The organism is Pseudomonadota bacterium (assembly GCA_040752895.1).
GTDB lineage: Bacteria > Pseudomonadota > Alphaproteobacteria.
The window spans coordinates 284,929-301,218 of sequence record JBFMHN010000003.1 but is presented as its reverse complement, the minus strand read 5'-3'; the positions used below and the strand labels follow the sequence as shown (position 1 = coordinate 301,218).

12 protein-coding genes are annotated in these 16,290 nt (G+C 62.8%); 5 read left to right on the top strand and 7 right to left on the bottom strand.

The window, feature by feature from the left end; translation table 11 throughout:
• The first annotated feature begins 113 nt into the window (after window positions 1-113).
• A complete protein-coding gene (locus tag AB1781_07725; GenBank protein MEW5704455.1) occupies window positions 114-2,723 on the top strand; it encodes an MMPL family transporter in 2,610 nt (869 codons plus the stop codon).
• On the opposite strand, the gene hpnA is transcribed toward AB1781_07725, so the two are convergent.
• Complete coding sequence (gene hpnA, locus AB1781_07720; GenBank protein ID MEW5704454.1) at window positions 2,720-3,724, bottom strand: hopanoid-associated sugar epimerase; 1,005 nt, start codon at window positions 3,722-3,724, stop codon at window positions 2,720-2,722. The two genes, AB1781_07725 and hpnA, sit on opposite strands and share 4 nt — an antisense overlap.
• 253 nt (window positions 3,725-3,977) lie before the next feature.
• On the opposite strand from hpnA, the gene ispH reads away from it, so the two are divergent.
• Window positions 3,978-4,946 carry a 4-hydroxy-3-methylbut-2-enyl diphosphate reductase gene (gene ispH, locus AB1781_07715; protein MEW5704453.1) on the top strand — a complete coding sequence of 323 codons (969 nt, stop codon included), beginning with the start codon at window positions 3,978-3,980 and terminating at the stop codon, window positions 4,944-4,946.
• 28 nt (window positions 4,947-4,974) lie between these two features.
• Window positions 4,975-6,099 carry an adenosyl-hopene transferase HpnH gene (gene hpnH / locus AB1781_07710; protein MEW5704452.1) on the top strand — a complete coding sequence of 375 codons (1,125 nt, stop codon included), beginning with the start codon at window positions 4,975-4,977 and terminating at the stop codon, window positions 6,097-6,099.
• 6 nt (window positions 6,100-6,105) lie between these two features.
• Here hpnH and AB1781_07705 read toward each other — a convergent pair whose 3' ends face one another.
• The 5 genes from AB1781_07705 to hpnC form a co-directional block, all read right to left on the bottom strand.
• Window positions 6,106-6,816, bottom strand: coding sequence for a hypothetical protein (locus AB1781_07705; GenBank protein MEW5704451.1), 711 nt, complete (start codon window positions 6,814-6,816; stop codon window positions 6,106-6,108).
• A complete protein-coding gene (gene shc / locus AB1781_07700) occupies window positions 6,816-8,774 on the bottom strand; it encodes a squalene--hopene cyclase (protein MEW5704450.1) in 1,959 nt (652 codons plus the stop codon). The genes AB1781_07705 and shc overlap by 1 nt, the downstream gene beginning before the upstream one ends.
• A gap of 25 nt (window positions 8,775-8,799) precedes the next feature.
• On the bottom strand, window positions 8,800-10,053 hold the full coding sequence (gene hpnE, locus AB1781_07695) for a hydroxysqualene dehydroxylase HpnE (GenBank protein MEW5704449.1): 1,254 nt from the start codon (window positions 10,051-10,053) through the stop codon (window positions 8,800-8,802).
• A gap of 3 nt (window positions 10,054-10,056) precedes the next feature.
• Window positions 10,057-10,932 (bottom strand): presqualene diphosphate synthase HpnD, encoded by an 876-nt coding sequence (gene hpnD, locus AB1781_07690; GenBank protein MEW5704448.1) that lies wholly within the window; start codon window positions 10,930-10,932, stop codon window positions 10,057-10,059.
• Between the two features lie 86 nt (window positions 10,933-11,018).
• Entirely contained in the window at window positions 11,019-11,873 is an 855-nt protein-coding gene (gene hpnC / locus AB1781_07685; GenBank protein ID MEW5704447.1) for a squalene synthase HpnC, read from the bottom strand.
• 130 nt (window positions 11,874-12,003) lie between these two features.
• On the opposite strand from hpnC, the gene AB1781_07680 reads away from it, so the two are divergent.
• Both AB1781_07680 and cysQ read left to right on the top strand, forming a co-directional pair.
• On the top strand, window positions 12,004-12,699 hold the full coding sequence (locus AB1781_07680; protein ID MEW5704446.1) for a glutathione binding-like protein: 696 nt from the start codon (window positions 12,004-12,006) through the stop codon (window positions 12,697-12,699).
• A 9-nt stretch (window positions 12,700-12,708) separates the two neighbouring features.
• Entirely contained in the window at window positions 12,709-13,512 is an 804-nt protein-coding gene (gene cysQ, locus AB1781_07675) for a 3'(2'),5'-bisphosphate nucleotidase CysQ (protein ID MEW5704445.1), read from the top strand.
• Here cysQ and fdhF read toward each other — a convergent pair.
• Complete coding sequence (fdhF, locus tag AB1781_07670; GenBank protein ID MEW5704444.1) at window positions 13,509-16,289, bottom strand: formate dehydrogenase subunit alpha; 2,781 nt, start codon at window positions 16,287-16,289, stop codon at window positions 13,509-13,511. The two genes, cysQ and fdhF, sit on opposite strands and share 4 nt — an antisense overlap.
• Window position 16,290: the final 1 nt, after the last annotated feature.

The window sequence follows — 16,290 nt, the reverse complement described above, 5'->3', positions numbered from 1 at the left end:
TCCTTTCATGAGCCTTTCGTGTTGTGGGTGGCGTTGTTATGCTATTTAAGCATTCCCGAGCATAAAAACACCACCATCTTTGACTCTCCCACCATGGGCAGATAACGCTCCCCGTGATTGAACAGATAGTCCGCCGCTACCGCCATCTCCTTGGCCAATGGGTTGGCCTCGTCCACCACCGGGCAAAGGCTGTGCTATGGACCGCCTTTGCCGTGACGCTGGGCCTCCTCTACTACACGGTTGGCACCCTTGGTCTGAACACGAAAACGACGGATATGCTTTCCCGCGAGCTGCCCTTCCGGCAAAACGCCGAGGCGCTGAAGGCGGCGTTTCCACAATACTCCGACGTGATTCTTGTCGTTCTCGAGGGCGAAAATCCCGATCGCGTCGATGCCGCGGCAGAAGAACTGGTGGCGCACCTTCGCGCGCGGCCGGAAAGTTTTGGTGACGTCTTTTACCCGGCGGCCGATCCGTTCTTCAAAAAGAACGGGCTTCTCTATCTTGATCGGCAAGACCTCGACGATCTCGGCTTGCGCCTCTCCGATGGCCAGCCTTTCCTGGGAACCCTCGCAGGGAACCCCCGCCTTGACGGCCTGCTCGAGATGCTGGGACTTGCCACCGATCACGTCCTGGACACGGCCGAGGCGGAGAAGAAAAAAGCGGAAGGGCTCACGCGAATTCTGAACGGCGCGGTGGACGTCGTCGAGGCGATGAGCGCGGGTCGCCCTCGCGACCTTTCGTGGAAGACCCTTATGGAAGGCGAACCAAAAGCCGGCCTTGCCCGGCAACTGATCGCCGTACAACCGGTTCTCGATTTCGGGTCCCTTGCCCCGGCGAAGAAAACCATAAGCCTTATCCGCGCGCTCGCCCAAACGAACGGGTTGCCGGAAGACGTCCGCCTGCGGCTGACCGGCGACGCCGCCCTGGATGAAACGGAAATCCAAAGCATACAGGAAGGCATGGGCCTGGTCGGCGGCGTTTCCGTTGCTCTCGTTCTTGGCCTTCTCCTGATCGGCATGCGTTCGGTGCGCCTCGTGCTAGCGATCCTGCTGACGCTGGTGATGGGGCTTATCTGGAGTTTCGCCTTTGCCGCCTTCGCCGTCGGTCATCTAAACCTCATTTCCGTCGCTTTCGCTGTTCTCTTCGTGGGCCTAAGCGTTGATTTCGGTATCCACTTCGCCCTGCGCTTCCGGGAGGGGATCGAACGCGGAACGGAGCCGGCGGCGGCCCTGCAACAAACGGCGGAAGGGGTCGGCGGGGCGCTGACTTTCTGCGCCATCTCGGCGGCCATCGGTTTCTATGCTTTTCTGCCGACAGCTTATCGGGGCGTTGCCGAGCTTGGCCTTATTGCCGGGACCAGCATGTTCGTCTCTCTTTTCACCAACCTCACGATCTTGCCAGCCCTTCTCGTCCTTCTCCGGTTCCGGAAGGCGCCCCCCACCCCACGGCTGCGTTTCGACTTCTCCGCGGTCATCCGCCGGCGGGCGCGCTTTATCGTCGCTGCGAGCGGCGGGCTTGCGCTGGCCGGTCTCGTGGCGCTTCCTTTCGCCCGATTCGATTTCAATCCGCTGCACCTCAAGGACCCGAACAGCGAAGCCATGCGCACCTTCCTGGATCTTATGGAAGCCGGCGACATCGATCCTTACGCCATTGCCATCTTAGCGCACGATCTTGGAACGACCACCGCGCTCAAGGAGAAACTTTCAAAGCTGCCGGAGGTGAAAGAGGTCGTCATTCCCCAGGATCTCGTTCCAAAAGACCAGGGCGAGAAGCTCGCCACCATCGAAGACCTCTCCGTCATCCTGTTGCCCGTCCTGATGGGGAAAGCAGAGAAGCAGGAATTGACGGAAGCTGAGCGCAAGGAGGCGCTTGCCGTCTTTCGGAAAAAGATCGAAACCTTGGCCGATAGCGGGCATCCCGCCGATTACGTCCGGTCCGCCAAGCGGCTTGCCGAGGCGCTTCGGAAATTGGACGCCACCCCCCTCTCCTACAAAGCGCTGGAGGAAAGGCTGCTTGGCACGCTGCCCATGCAGCTGGAACGTTTGCGTGCCGCCCTTGGCGCACAAGCAGTGACGTTCGAGACGTTGCCCGTTTCCCTAAAGACGCGCTTCCTCAGCAAGGATGGCCAGGCAAGGGTCGAAGTCCTGCCGGCCGGCGACCCTAAAGATCCCGCCACGCTTCGCCGCTTCATCGCCACCGTCGAGGCCGTCGCGCCGAACGCGGCGGGCGATCCGATAACCATGCTCGGCGCAGCGGCGGCCGTCATCGAGGCCTTCTGGCAGGCGAGCGCGCTTGCCCTGGTTCTGATCACCGGCCTTCTGGCGCTTATTCTCAGGCGCACCTCGGACGTTTTGCTTGTGCTGGCGCCCTTAGGCCTGGCGGCACTTCTGACGAACCTTCTTGCCGTGCTTTTCGTCGTCCCTCTCAATTTTGCGAACGTCATCGTGCTGCCGTTGCTGTTGGGGATTGGCGTCGCGAACGGTATTCATTTCGTCCTGCGGGAGCGAAACGGCATCGACGTGGACGTCCTGCACACCAGCACGCCACGTGCCGTTTTGTTCAGCACGCTTACCACGATCGGCTCCTTCGGAAGCCTGATGCTTTCCACCCATTTGGGCACCGCCAGCATGGGCACGCTGCTGACCATCGCCCTGTTGCTGATGATGGTCTGCACCCTGACTCTCGTTCCGGCGTTTATGGCAATAAGGCGGAAGACCGTCTAGGGCATACGCGGCGGCGGACAGTAACTGCGCTCCGCGAACCACGCCACGGCGTCCCGCAGCGCCGTCTCCGCCGGACGCGGGCGATAGCCGAGTTCTTTCCGCGCCCGGTCGCTTGAATAGAACATTTGCTTCTTCGACATGCGAACGCTGTCGATCGTCACAAAGGGCTGGTCTCCGCCGCTGATCCGCGTCCAGGTTTGGGCAACCGCCGCAACCGAAAGAACAAAGCCGCGGGGAATACGGAATTTCGGCCCCCCCCTTCCGGTTAGCGCGGCGAGCCTTTCAAGAATCTCGCGAAGCGTCAGGTTCTCGCCGCCAAGAACGTAGCGCCGACCGACCTCGCCCTTCTCGAAGGCAAGCAGATGCCCCTTTGCCACGTCGTCGACGTGAACGACGTTGAGACCAGTTTCCACATAGGCCGGCATGCGGCCGGCAGCAGCCTCGACGATCATCCGGCCGGTGGGCGTGGGCTTGATGTCGCGGGGGCCAACCGGCGCCGAAGGGTTCACGGTGACGACGGGAAGCCCTTTTAAAACGAGGCGGCGAACTTCTTCCTCGGCAAGAAATTTCGAGCGCTTGTAATGCCCGATCATGTCGGCAAGCGTGACGGGGGTTTCCTCGTCGCCCGCGCCACCATGCTTCGGCAAGCCGAGGGCAGCGACACTGCTGGTATAGACGATGCGGCGGACCCCTGCCTCGCCCGCCGCCTCAAGGATCTGGCGCGTGCCGGTAACGTTGTTCTCGTATATGGTTTCCGGACGGCGTGCCCACAGGCGGTAGTCAGCGGCGACGTGGAAAAGGGCTTCGCACCCTCGAAGCGCGCGCTCAAGGGAAGCCCGGTCGCGGAGATCCCCAATCACGACATCGGCCCGAAGGCCCTCGAGGTTCCGCCGGTCGCTCGATTCCCGAACCAGCGCACGAACATCATGCCCCGCCTCGAGCAAGGCCCGGAGAATTGCCGAACCGACAAAACCGGAAGCACCGGTGACGAGTGTTGTCATGCCACCCTCTTATGCGAGTCCCTTTCGGGCAAGGAAAAGGGACAGAAAAATTAGGGTCATATTGCCACGTCAATGCCCTCGACTGAACGGTGGATAGGGCATGGAAAGCGCAAAATTGCTATGCCAAAGCCTTAAACCTTTGCCTTTTTGAAGATTTCAACGAATTATACGCGTTGCAAGGGGCGCCGCGGGTGTCCTATTGGTTTGCCCCGGCAAGCAGAAAAACCCGCGGGGAAAAGTATTTGGATTTTTCATGACCTCGGCAAAGCAAAAAAAAATCCGGGTCTTGCTCGCGCAGCCGCGCGGCTTTTGCGCTGGCGTCGAACGGGCGATCGAGATCGTGAATCACGCCCTCGAGAAGTACGGGCCGCCTGTTTATGTACGCCATGAGATCGTCCACAACAAGCACGTGGTGGACGCCTTGCGGGCGAAAGGTGCGCGTTTCGTCAACGAGCTCGACGAGGTGCCGGAAGGTGCCGTCACCGTCTTCAGCGCCCATGGCGTTTCCCAAAAAGTGATTGGGGAAGCGCAGCGCCGCGACCTACCGGTGCTCGACGCGACCTGCCCGCTCGTCTCGAAGGTGCACAAGGAGGGACAGCGCTACGCTCAGCGCGGCTACGAAATTATCCTTATCGGCCATGAGGGGCATCCGGAAGTGGAAGGAACCCGCGGGCAGATCCCAGGTGGCGTCCTGCTTATCTCCGAGCCAGGCGATGTCAGCCGGATCAAGGTGCGCGATCCCAATAAGCTGGCCTACATCACCCAGACCACGCTCAGCGTCGACGACACAAGGGACGTGATCGAGGCGTTGAAGGAACGTTTTCCGAAGATCCAAGGCCCTGACGTAAAGGACATTTGCTACGCGACCCAGAACCGCCAGGAATCCGTTCGTTACCTGGCGAAAGAGGTTGACCTGCTGTTGGTTGTCGGCGCCCCAAACAGCTCGAACTCGAACCGGCTACGCGAGATCGGCCTTGAAATGGGGCTGCCCAGCTACCTGATCGAGGATTCGCGGGGCCTGGATCCGAAATGGCTGGAAGGCATCAATACGATCGGGATCACGGCAGGGGCGTCCGCCCCCGAACAGCTCGTCCAGGAAGTCATCCAGCGGCTTGGCGACTTCGGCGTATTGGAGGTGCGAGCGCTTGATGGAATTGAAGAACACGTGCAGTTCAAGCTGCCGCCGGAACTGCTGGACGAGCAGCCGTCGGCTTGCGCCTGAAACGCAGCGGATAAAGGACAAGGACTAGATGGCGGTACCTCTTATTCAACAGATTCGCGTCGGCGCTTACGTGCTGAAGCAGCGCCTGCGGGGTGCAAAACATTACCCTCTCGTTCTCATGCTCGAACCCCTTTTCCGGTGCAACCTGGCCTGCGCCGGCTGCGGAAAAATCGACTACCCGGACGAAATCCTGAACAAGCGGCTTAGCGTCAAGGAATGCCTGGACGCCGTCGATGAATGCGGAGCGCCCGTCGTTTCCATTCCCGGCGGCGAGCCCCTCCTGCATAAGGAAATCGGGGAAGTCGTCCAGGGAATTGTCGCGCGGAAGAAGTTCGTTTATTTGTGCACGAACGCGCTTTTGCTTGAAAAGAAGCTGCACCTCTTTCAACCGAGCCCTTATCTCACTTTCTCGGTTCATCTGGACGGCGACCGCAAGACACACGACAAGGCGGTCTGCCAGGAAGGCGTCTTCGACCGCGCCGTTCAGGCGATCCGCACCGTCGCGGAAAAAGGCTTCCGCGTGAACGTGAACAGTACCTTGTTCGACGGGGCAGACGCGAAGGAGATGGCGGATTTCTTCTCCTACGTGACGAACGAGCTTCGCGTCGAGGGAATCACGGTATCCCCCGGTTATGCCTATGAGCGCGCGCCGGACCAGGAACACTTCCTGAACCGCCAAAAGACACGCCGGCTTTTCCGCGACCTCTTCCGGTTGGGGAAAGGGAAAAAGTGGCGATTTTCGCAATCCTCCCTCTTCCTCGACTTCCTGGCCGGCAATCAGAACTACCACTGCACGCCCTGGGGCAACCCGACCCGCAACATCTTCGGCTGGCAGCGGCCTTGCTATCTTTTAGGCGAAGGCTATGTGGGTTCCTTCCGGGAACTTATCGAGGAGACGGACTGGGAAAACTACGGCACCGGCAATTACGAAAAATGCGCCAACTGCATGGTGCATTGCGGGTATGAGCCGACCGCCGTGAACGACACGATCTCGCGGCCGTGGAAGGCGTTGAAGGTTGCCCTGTTCGGCGTCCGGACGGAAGGCGACATGGCCGAAGACATCCCGCTTGCCAGCCAACGCAAAGCGGAATACGTCTTCGAGAAGAACGTCCAACAGTTCATCGAGAAATCCCACACGAGCGACGCCGCTTAAAACCGCTTACGGCGCATCCCATTCCTCGAAGGCAAGCCCGACGCCGGCAAGCCCGATCAGCCGGCGGAGCGTGCCGAGCGCCAAGTGGTGCGAACGCCCAAGCCGCAGAAGCGCCGGCCATTCCCAAGGTGTCAGTGCGGCCTGCTTCAGCACAGCGAAAGGACGCGTCTCACCCATCGGGCCGATGCCAACCAGGGCGGACGCCGGAACGCCAGCGCCCGCCGGGTCCGCGATCGTACGGACAACGAGGCAGGGAAGCCCCCGCTCTTGCGCGACACGGGCAAGGACATGGCTTTCCATGTCGACGGCCAGCGCCGCGGTCTGCCCATGGAGGCGGCTTTTCTCTTCCGCCGTGCGCAGGACCACATCGCTTCCCGCCAACTCGCCGAGAGCGGGTTCCAAGGCGCCCGCCAGCCTGGCCAGGAGCCGACCTCGCCAAGCAATATCCACCCCATAGGAAGGCCCGCCCGCCGTTTGAACGGCAGAGGCCAGCACGAGCCTGCCCGGGGAAAGCCCGGGCGCCAGACCGCCTGCGATGCCGAAGCTCACTAAAGCGCCGGCGCCATCGGCCACCAGACGGCGGATGCCCGCCTCGGTCCGGCCCGACCGCACCCCGGCGCAAAATAAAAGCGGCCGGGTTTCTTCGGGCGCCTCGCGTGCCGCCGCCTCGACGATGACGGCTTCCGAGCGAAGTCCGGTGACAAAACCTAGGCGCATCACATGCCGTGCCGGGTGGGGAGCGCGTTGCCGCGCTTGAGATTCCGGTAACGCGTCAACGCCCAAACCGGAAAATAAGCGCTGTAGCCGTGGTAGCGAAGATAGAAAATGCGCGGAAAGCCGACCGCCGTGTACCAAGGCTCTTCCCATTGCGCGCCGGTTCTTGGCGCTTGCAGCAGGTAGGCCACACCGCGTGCGACGGATTCGCTTTCGACCTCGCCGGCGGCCATCAGGCCAAGAACGGCCCAGGCCGTTTGCGAGGCCGTGCTCGCCTTCGTTTCCGAGCGGCGTTCTTCCCAGTAGGTGGCGCCGTCCTCGCCCCAGCCGCCGTCCTCGCGCTGATGCGACTTCAGCCACTCCACCGCCTGCCGTATGTGCGGCGCGGCAGGGTCTTCCCCCAACGCCTGCAAGGCGGAAAGGACCGACCAAGTGCCGTAAACGTAATTCGTACCCCAGCGGCCAAACCAGGACCCGTCCGCTTCCTGTTCGCGTTTCAGGAATTCCATGCCGCGGACGACGACGGGGTGGTCCTTCCCGTAGCCGATCTGGGCAAGGAAACCTAAACAGCGTGCGCTGACGTCCACGGTCGGCGGGTCGAGGAGCGCGCCGTGATCGGCAAAGGGAATATGATTGAGGCCGTAATGGGCGTTCTCGGCATCGAAGGCGCCCCACCCCCCGTTTTCGCTTTGCATGCCGACGATCCATTCTCTCGCGCGGTCGATCGCCTCGGCGTAGCCTGCCTTGTCGAACCGGTGCAGCGCCATCGCGACGACGGCGGTGTCGTCGACGTCGGGGTAATAACCGTTCCAGTACTGAAAAGCCCATCCGCCGGGCCGCACGTGCGGCCGCCGGGCCGCCCAGTCGCCGACGGTGTCGAGGATCTGGCGGTCCTTCAGCCAATCGAGCGCCTTCCGATGCTGCGCGGCCTCCTCGCTTTTCGGCGCCTCCTGAAGGGCGAGCGACATGAGGCCGGTGTCCCACACCGGCGAGAAACAGGGCTGGCAGTAGGCCTCGTCTTCGCGCTCGACGAGCAGCCGCCGGATTGCCTTCTTCGCAACGACGACGTCCGGGTGGTCCTTCGGATAGCCAAGGCAATGAAAGGCGACGACCGAATTCACTATGGCGGGGAAGATAGCGCCGATGCCGTCCTCGCCGTTCAGCCGTTCCTTCGTGAAGCGATACGCCCTTTCAATCGCACGGGAACGGATGGCTTTCGGGAACCACGGCTCAACCCAGCGAAGCAGCGTATCGAACCGCAAGAGAAGCGCCGCGAGCCGCGAGCCGGTCGGGTTCACGTGGTAGCGCTTTTCCTTTTCGGGCGGAGTCGTGAAAAGCTCGCGGATGCCGACTCGGCGCGGATTCCCGGCCTTCGGTTTCATCGCCATCACGATCAGAAGCGGGACAATTACCGTCCGCGACCAGTAGGAAACCTTGTCGAGGTGAAAGGGAAACCATTTCGGCAACAGGCTGATCTCGATCGGCATGACCGGTACCGCCCGCCACGGCACCTGCTCGAAAAGAGCGAGCGTGATTCGCGTAAAGACGTTGGATTTTGCCGCACCGCCACGGGCAAGAATTGCCTCGCGGGCGCGCTTCATATGCGGGGCGTTCACGTCATCGCCGACGAGCTTGAGCGCATAGTAGGCCTTGACGCTTGCGCTCATGTCGAAATCGCCGCTGTAGAACAGCGGCCAGCCACCATGCCGGTCCGATTGATTGCGGCGGAGATAGGCCGCGATCTTCTTCTCCAATGCGGCGTCGATCTCGTCGAAAAAATGCTCGAACAGGATGTATTCCGAAGGAATCGTGGCGTCCGCCTCGAGCTCGAAGACCCAATGGCCGTCCCCGGCCTGCCGACGGAAGCAATCCCGCCTGCTTTCTTCGATGACTTGGTCGAGAAGCGGGTCGATCCGCGCCGAGCCATCCACCGCCGCGACGGGATCTAGAAAACTTACCATGTTGTCTCCGCTTGGTCGCGTTTCGTTAGCGTTTCATGGCGGCCGTGGCGGCCAGATGACCGGAGAATATAGCGCTTTCGATCGTAGCAGGGAGGCCGGTATCGGTCCAATCGCCGGCCAGGAAGAGGTTCGCATACGCCGTCCGCGTTTTCGGGCGTTGGGCGAGCGCGGAAGGCGTTTGGGAAAATGTCGCGCGGCGTTCCTTGATGACGCGGCAAGGCGGGGGGGAAGTTTCGGGAAGCTGAAGCGCCCGGGCAACGTCCGACCAAAGCCTTGGAATGAGCGCCTCCGGCGCCGCGTCGATATGAGCCCCGGCGGCGCTTACCGTCACCGAAGCGATCCGGCCGCGCAGGAACACCCATTGGGCAAGGCCGCCGACGACGCCGATGAAAGGAGTTTCGTGGGGCCAGGCCGGCGCCTCAGGCAACTGGAAGTGGGCATTCAAGATGGGTTCGTAGGCTTGCGGGCAGGTCAAGCCGGGCAGCAGATCGGCGGCGTTGCCCGGCGGCACCGCGAGGATCAGCCGGTCGTCTTTCCCAAGGTCAACGCGGCGTTCGCCGAAATCGAGCGCGCTGGCCGCGGCATTCGCAAAACCGATGCCCCGCAAGCGGTGCGTGAAACGAACCGTCGCTTCTTTCTTGCGGAGGAAGTCGAGCGCGGGATCCATAAAGCTTTCCGAAAGGCCGTCCCTTGCCACCATCGGGCGCGCCGCCTCTCGCCCTTTGCCGAAGACGCGCAGCACGACCGGCAGGAGAAGGCGCAAGGCCCCCCTCTCGGCCGGCGTGTTCAGCGAAGCAACGGCAAGGGGTTCCCAGAAATAGCGGTAGAGTGGGCCGCCGTCCGCAAAGGTCTCGGCGACGGTTGCCTGCCTGGGCGCCGTAAAAAGGCGAAGGGCCGTCAAATAGTCGGCCGCCTTGGTGCCCGGAATGCGGCGCGAGGGGGAAAGAATCCACCACGGAAAGAGCCCGCCGTTCAGGCGCACGACCCAACGCGCGCCTGTCTCAAGGTCAACGAAAGGAAAGGCGGGCTCGTGCGGGCAAATGAAATGTCCGACCGCGCCGATCGTTTGCAAATAACGAAGGGCTGCCCGGTTCCCGCGAAAAAGCAGATGGTTGCCGTTGTCCACGCGCTGGCCGAGGGTCGCGTCCAGATAGGACCGGCATCGCCCCCCCGCGTGATCGGCCGCCTCGTAAAGGACGACCCGTTTCCCCGCTTGGCCAAGACGCACCGCTGCGGAAAGGCCGGCAAGGCCGGCGCCTACGATGTGAAAGACGGTCATCCGCTAAAAGATTCCGTGGCGCAAGGCGATCCAGATCTTCTCCACCTTCGAAAGGCCGACCGAACGATCCAGATCCTTCCATCCCCTTGCCCGCAGGCCTTCAAGGAGCTTCCGGTAAACCCGCATCATGACGACAGCTGGGCGCATCTGCCGGCGGGAACATTCGGCAAGAGCCGCTTCCGCCTCCCGAAAGCGGCGCTCGGCAAGCCGGGCAAGATCCTCGCAGACCGCGGGCAAGGCGGGGTGCGCAAGCACCTTGCCTGGTTCGCACCCGATAATGCCATGTTTTTCCAGAAGCTCGGCCGGCAGGTAGAGGCGGCCTTCCCCGGCGTCCTCGCGAAGGTCCCGAAGGATATTCGTAAGCTGCAACGCCTGGCCAAGCTTGTCGGCGACGGCATAGCCTTTGGCGCCCGGCGCGCCAAACGCATGGACGGAAAGCCGCCCCACCGCACCCGCCACGCGGGCGCAGTAAAGCTCCAGCTCCTTCATCGAAGGTCTTCGGACGGGGCCGTTCGCGTCCATCTCCATTCCGTCGATGACGGCGAGAAAATCCTCCTTGCGAAGGCCAAACGAACGGATCGGTTCGGCCAGCGCGCGGGCCGTCAAGCTCAAGCCCGCGCTTTTTCCATCGGCGTAAAGTCTTTCGATCTGCGCGCGCCACTTGCCGAGAGCCTCGATCTTCTCCGCCCGCGGCAGGGAGTCGTCGGCGAGATCGTCCACCTCCCGGCAGAAGGCATAGATGGCGAACATCCCTTCCCGGCGTGACTTCGAAAGAAGCCGCATCGCCCAGAAAAACGAGGTGCCGGAACGGGTTGCGATCCGTTCGGCCGACTCGGACGCTGCCGTATCCGGAGAAATATGGGGGGCCGCGAAAGGCATCTGCACGTGAGGTTAACCGCTCAAATCCAGAGAAGGTATGAACATAGCCCGAAACGGGGGACGCGAAAAGAAAACGGAAGCATCCCTTACCAAAGCGCGCGGCCGACCCCCCTCAAGAAGCAGAACGCATATTCCATCCTTGTGAGAACGACACGCCCGGCCAGCGGGTCCCGACGGCGAAGTTTTCGCGTCAACGCCTCGGCGATTGCCACGATGACGGCGGATTCCATCGCCAGAAAACGGTTCCCGAGCACATCCGGAAGCCGGTGGGCGGTCACGAGGAGCGCCTCGACGCCATCCAGGCAGCGGTCGATCACCCGCCGAAGGGCAAAGCTTGCCGAAGGAGCCGCCAAGTCCTCAAGGGAGGCGCCGGCCTCGGCAAGCCAGGGCTCCGGAAGGTAGACACGGCCGAGACGAAGGTAGTCCTCCTTGCAGTCCTGAAGGTGATTCAAGACCTGGAGCGCGTTGCAGAGCGCGTCCGACGGCGGGTAGTTCGCCGCAGGCTCGCCATGCAGATCGAGAAGGTAACGTCCGACGGGCGCAGCGGAACGGTCGCAGTAACGCATGAGGTCTTGCCAGTCGCTGTAGCGAAGCTTCGTCGCGTCCTGCTTGAAAGCATCCACCAGGTCCGTGCAGTGAACGAAGGACACCTTCGTTTGCGCGAGGCTTTGGCGCAAACGATGCGCCTTCTCATAGACCGGGTCGTCTTTTTCCTCCCCCCGGATGGCGCGGGCGAAGCCTTCCAGGCGCCTTACCTTCTCGTCCGGTGCAAGGTCGGGACTGTCCGCAACGTCATCGATCGCCCGCGCGTAGGCATAGAAGGCGGCGACGTGCGGCCGGAGCCTCGCCGGAAGCAAGCGCGAGCCGACGGGAAAATTCTCGTCCGCCGCCCCTTTCCCGGATGGCGTTTCGACCGAATCGATGGCTGGCACGGACCGCATGAACCGAGAGTAGCATAAATCTGGAAGCTCTCCTTGACCGGTTGATCCGGTCTTTCCCGCCGGGCTCGTTTCAAGGAAGGAGGGGTGCTATAGAGGGGCCGAACACCCCTGTCCCTCAAAGGAGCGCCGGATGATCGATCTCTACACGGACGGCACGCCGAACGGCCACAAGATTTCGATCTATCTCGAGGAGGCGGCGCTGCCCTACCGCGTCACGAAGGTTGACATCACGAAGGGAGACCAGTTCGAACCGGAATTCCTGAAGATCAGCCCCAACAACAAGATACCGGCGATCGTCGATCCGGAAGGGCCGGACGGCAAGCCGCTGGCACTTTTCGAGTCCGGCGCCATCCTTATCTATCTTAGCGAAAAGACCGGAAAATTTCTGTCCAAAGACCCCAGGACACGTTACGTGACGATCCAGTGGCTGATGTTCCAGATGGGCGGCATCGGGCCGATGCTTGGGCAGGCGCATCATTTCCGGAAATACGCGCCGGAGAAACTGCCCTACGCCATCGCACGTTATACGAACGAAGCCGCGAGGCTTTACAACGTTCTGGACCGCCGTCTGGGCGAAAGCGCCTACCTCGCCGGCGACTATTCGATCGCCGACATCGCGACCTACCCCTGGATTCGCTGGCACGACATGCACGGGCAAAAACTGGAAGACTTCCCGAACGTCGAACGTTGGTACCGCGCAATCCACGAACGCCCTGCCGTCAAGCGCGGCATGGACGTGCCGCGAAAGATGGAGAAGGACTGGGCGGAAGACAAGGACGCCTGGAACACCATGTTCGGCAAGCGGCAATACGAACGGCATGAGTGAGAAAGCGGCATGAGTGAGAAAAAAGCACCGGACGCGACGGACCACCTCGCACTTGTCGGGGCGCTGCGCCCGGCCGTGCGTCAGGCGGGAAAGGAAATCGTCCGCATCTACGAGGCAAGGGATTACACCGTCCGGAAAAAAGACGACGCCTCGCCGGTAACGGAAGCGGACGAAATTTCGGAGCGTATTTTGCTGGATGCCATCCGGAAGCTGACGCCGGATATCCCGGTCGTTTCGGAGGAACGCTTCGAGGCGGGCGACGTTCCCTCCATCGCCGGCGGCAGGTTCTGGCTCGTGGACCCCCTCGACGGTACGAAGGAATTCGTCGGGCGTACCGGCGAGTTCACGATCAACGTGGCGCTGGTCATCGGCGACCGCCCGGTTTTGGGACTCATTCACGTGCCTTTGACGAGCATCACCTACGCGGCGGCCGGCCCCGGCACGGCCACGGTCGCTATCGGAGAGGAAAAGCCGAGACCGATCACCGCCGTCACAGCGTCGCCGGAGGGGTTCGTCGTGCTGGCCAGCCGCTCCCACACCGGGCCGGAGACGGAAACCTACCTCGCGAAATTCAAGGTGCGCGAGCGAAAGACCAGCGGAAGCGCCGTCAAATTTTGCGCGATTGCGGAAGGCAAGGCCGACCTTTACCCGCGCCTTGGCCGCACGATGGAATGGGACACGGCGGCTGGACACGCCATCCTGCTGGCGGCGGGCGGCAACATCACGACACTCGACAACGAAGAATTGCGCTACGGCAAGCCAGGCTTCGAGAACCCGGCCTTCGTCGCAAGAGGGCGCGGCCGCGCACCTTAAGCCTTGCGCGGCGCGACGTTCGGCTTCTCGCCCAAGGCCTCAACACGGGCGGCACAATATTTGAGTTCGGGAATCTTCCCGTAAGGATCAAGCGCCGCGTTGGTCAACCGGTTGGCGGAGGCCTCGGCGTAGCAGAACGCGACGAAGATGGCGCCTTGCGGAACGGCCGGGTCAACCCGGGCCGTAAGCTCGATCCCGCCGCGTCGCGTCTCGACGCGAATCCGCCCCCCCGGTCCTATGCCGAACCTTTCCAGATCGGCGGCGTTCAGGCTGGCGACCGCCTCCGGCTCGAGGGCGTCGAGGACGTCCACCCGCCGGGTCATCTCGCCCGTATGCCAATGCTCAAGCTTGCGGCCCGTGATGAGGACCATCGGGTATTCCTTATCCGGCACTTCGTCCGGCGGCACGACCGCGACCGGCACGAGGCGCCCGCGACCGCTTTGCGTCGGGAAGCGGTCGCCGAAGACGATGGCGCGGCCGGAAACGGAAGGCCCGTCGCACGGGTAGGTAACGGCGCCCTCCCGTTCCAAACGGTCCCAGGAAATATGATCGAGAGAGGGCATCGCACGGCCCATCTCGTCGTAGACGTCGCGCGGGTGCGTGTAACGCCAGTCCAGCCCGAGCCGCCGCGCGATCTCCTGGATGATCCACCAGTCCTCTCGCGCATCGCCAGGCGGCTCCAGCGCCTTGCGGCCCATCTGGATCTGGCGGTTCGTGTTCGTTGCCGTGCCGTCCTTCTCCGGCCAGGCGGAAGCTGGCAAAACGACATCGGCGTAGGCGGCCGTCTCGGTGAGAAAGATTTCCTGACTCACCAGATGTTCGAGCTTGATGAGCGCCGACCGCACGCGGTTCGCGTCCGGGTCCGACATGGCGGGGTTCTCGCCAACGAAATACATGCCCCGGATCCGGCCCCCGTGAACGGCCTCCATCATCTCGACGACGGTCAGGCCCGGGTCGGGATCGAGCTTCGCTCCCCACAGTTTTTCGAAGAAGGCGCGCTGGTCGGGAGAAGCCACCGGGCGGTAGTTAGGGTACATCATCGGGATGAGGCCGGCATCGGAAGCCCCCTGCACGTTGTTCTGGCCGCGCAAGGGGTGAAGGCCGGCGCCGGGACGGCCAAGGTGGCCGCAGAGCAGCGCGAGGGAAATCAGGCAGCGCGAATTGTCCGTCCCATGAACATGCTGGGTGACGCCCATTCCCCAGAAGATCATCGCCGCCTTGGCCTTGGCGTATTCGCGGGCGACTTGGCGGATCGTTCCGGCGTCGATCCCGCACGTCGCGGCGACGCGTTCCGGCGGGTAAGCTTCGAGATGGGCCCGCAGCTCCTCGAAGCCTTCCGTCCGGGCGGCGACGAAAGCGCGATCGTAAAGCCCTTCGGCGACGAGAACGTGCAGCATGCCGTTCAGCAGCGAAACGTCGCTGCCCGGTTTGATCTGCAGCATATGGGCGGCGTAACGCTTCAACGCCTGGCCACGCGGGTCAATGACGGCAAGCCGCGCGCCCCGCTGCACCGCGTTTTTAAAATAGGTCGCGGCGACCGGGTGGTTCTCGGTCGGGTTGCTGCCGGTCACGATGAAGAAGTCGCTGTTCAGCACTTCCGTGAAGGGGGCGGTGACGGCGCCGGAGCCGATCGTTTCTAGAAGGGCGGCGACGGAGCTTGCGTGACAGAGCCGCGTGCAGTGATCGACGTGGTTGCTGCCGAACCCGGTGCGGACGAGCTTTTGGAAAAGATAGGCCTCCTCGTTCGAGCATTTCGCCGAACCCAGCCCGGCGAGCGCGCCCTTTCCATTGCGCGCCAGGATCCTTCGGAAACCCTCGGCGGCGACGACAAGCGCTTCCTCCCAGCTCGCCTCGCGGAAATGGGTGAGCGGGTTCCGGGAATCGAATTCGGGGCTTGCCTCCTTGGGCACGTCCCGACGGCGGATCAGCGGCTTTTGCAGGCGATCTTGGTGCGCGACATAGCCGAGGCCGAATCGTCCCTTGACGCAGAGGCGGTCCTCGTTCGCCGGCCCATCTTCGCCTTCGACGAAGAGAAGGGTATTCCCCTTCAGGTGATAAACGACCTGGCAGCCGACCCCGCAATAGGGACAGACGCTCTGCACCCGTCGGTCAGCCGCGACGTGGCCAACGCCTTTCTCGTCCACCAAATTCGCCGGCATCAGGGCGCCGGTCGGACAGACCTGGACGCATTCGCCGCACGCCACGCAAGTGCTCTCCCCCATCGGATCGTCGAAATCGAAGACGACCTTCGTCGCCGGACCGCGGGCGGCCATGCCGATAACGTCGTTGACCTGCACCTCGCGGCAGGCGCAAACGCAAAGCCCGCAATGGATGCAGGCGTCCAGGTGAACGGCCATGGCGGGGTGGCTCGTGTCCTTTGCGACCGCAGCGCGCGCCGGGAAGCGGCTTTCGGAGATTTTCAGCCGGTCGGCCCAGCCCCAGAAATCGGACGCCGGGTCATGGGCGACTTTCCGCGGCGGCTGATCGGTGAGCAAAAGCTCCATCACCGTCCGCCGCACCGCGTCCGCCCGCTCGCCCGCCGTCGAAACCTTCATGCCATCCGCCGGCTTGCGGAGGCAGGCGGCGGCAAGCCTCTCCTCGCCCTCGATCTCGACGACGCAAGACCGGCAATTGCCGTCGGCGCGATAGCCCGGCGTTTCCCGGTAACAGAGATGGGGGATTTCGATGCCGAGCCGGTGCGCGACCTGCCAGATTGTTTCGTCCGGCTTCGCCGTCACCTGCTTTCCATCGAGAACAAAGCGGACGTGTTTTTCCACT

Bases quoted from the DNA above. Each gene is read 5' to 3' on its own strand.
- hpnA (MEW5704454.1), bottom strand. From the start codon at position 3,724: ATGACAACACTCGTCACCGGTGCTTCCGGTTTTGTCGGTTCGGCAATT.
- ispH (MEW5704453.1), top strand. From the start codon at position 3,978: ATGACCTCGGCAAAGCAAAAAAAAATCCGGGTCTTGCTCGCGCAGCCG.
- hpnH (MEW5704452.1), top strand. From the start codon at position 4,975: ATGGCGGTACCTCTTATTCAACAGATTCGCGTCGGCGCTTACGTGCTG.
- AB1781_07705 (MEW5704451.1), bottom strand. From the start codon at position 6,816: ATGCGCCTAGGTTTTGTCACCGGACTTCGCTCGGAAGCCGTCATCGTC.
- shc (MEW5704450.1), bottom strand. From the start codon at position 8,774: ATGGTAAGTTTTCTAGATCCCGTCGCGGCGGTGGATGGCTCGGCGCGG.
- hpnE (MEW5704449.1), bottom strand. From the start codon at position 10,053: ATGACCGTCTTTCACATCGTAGGCGCCGGCCTTGCCGGCCTTTCCGCA.
- hpnD (MEW5704448.1), bottom strand. From the start codon at position 10,932: ATGCCTTTCGCGGCCCCCCATATTTCTCCGGATACGGCAGCGTCCGAG.
- hpnC (MEW5704447.1), bottom strand. From the start codon at position 11,873: ATGCGGTCCGTGCCAGCCATCGATTCGGTCGAAACGCCATCCGGGAAA.
- AB1781_07680 (MEW5704446.1), top strand. From the start codon at position 12,004: ATGATCGATCTCTACACGGACGGCACGCCGAACGGCCACAAGATTTCG.
- cysQ (MEW5704445.1), top strand. From the start codon at position 12,709: ATGAGTGAGAAAAAAGCACCGGACGCGACGGACCACCTCGCACTTGTC.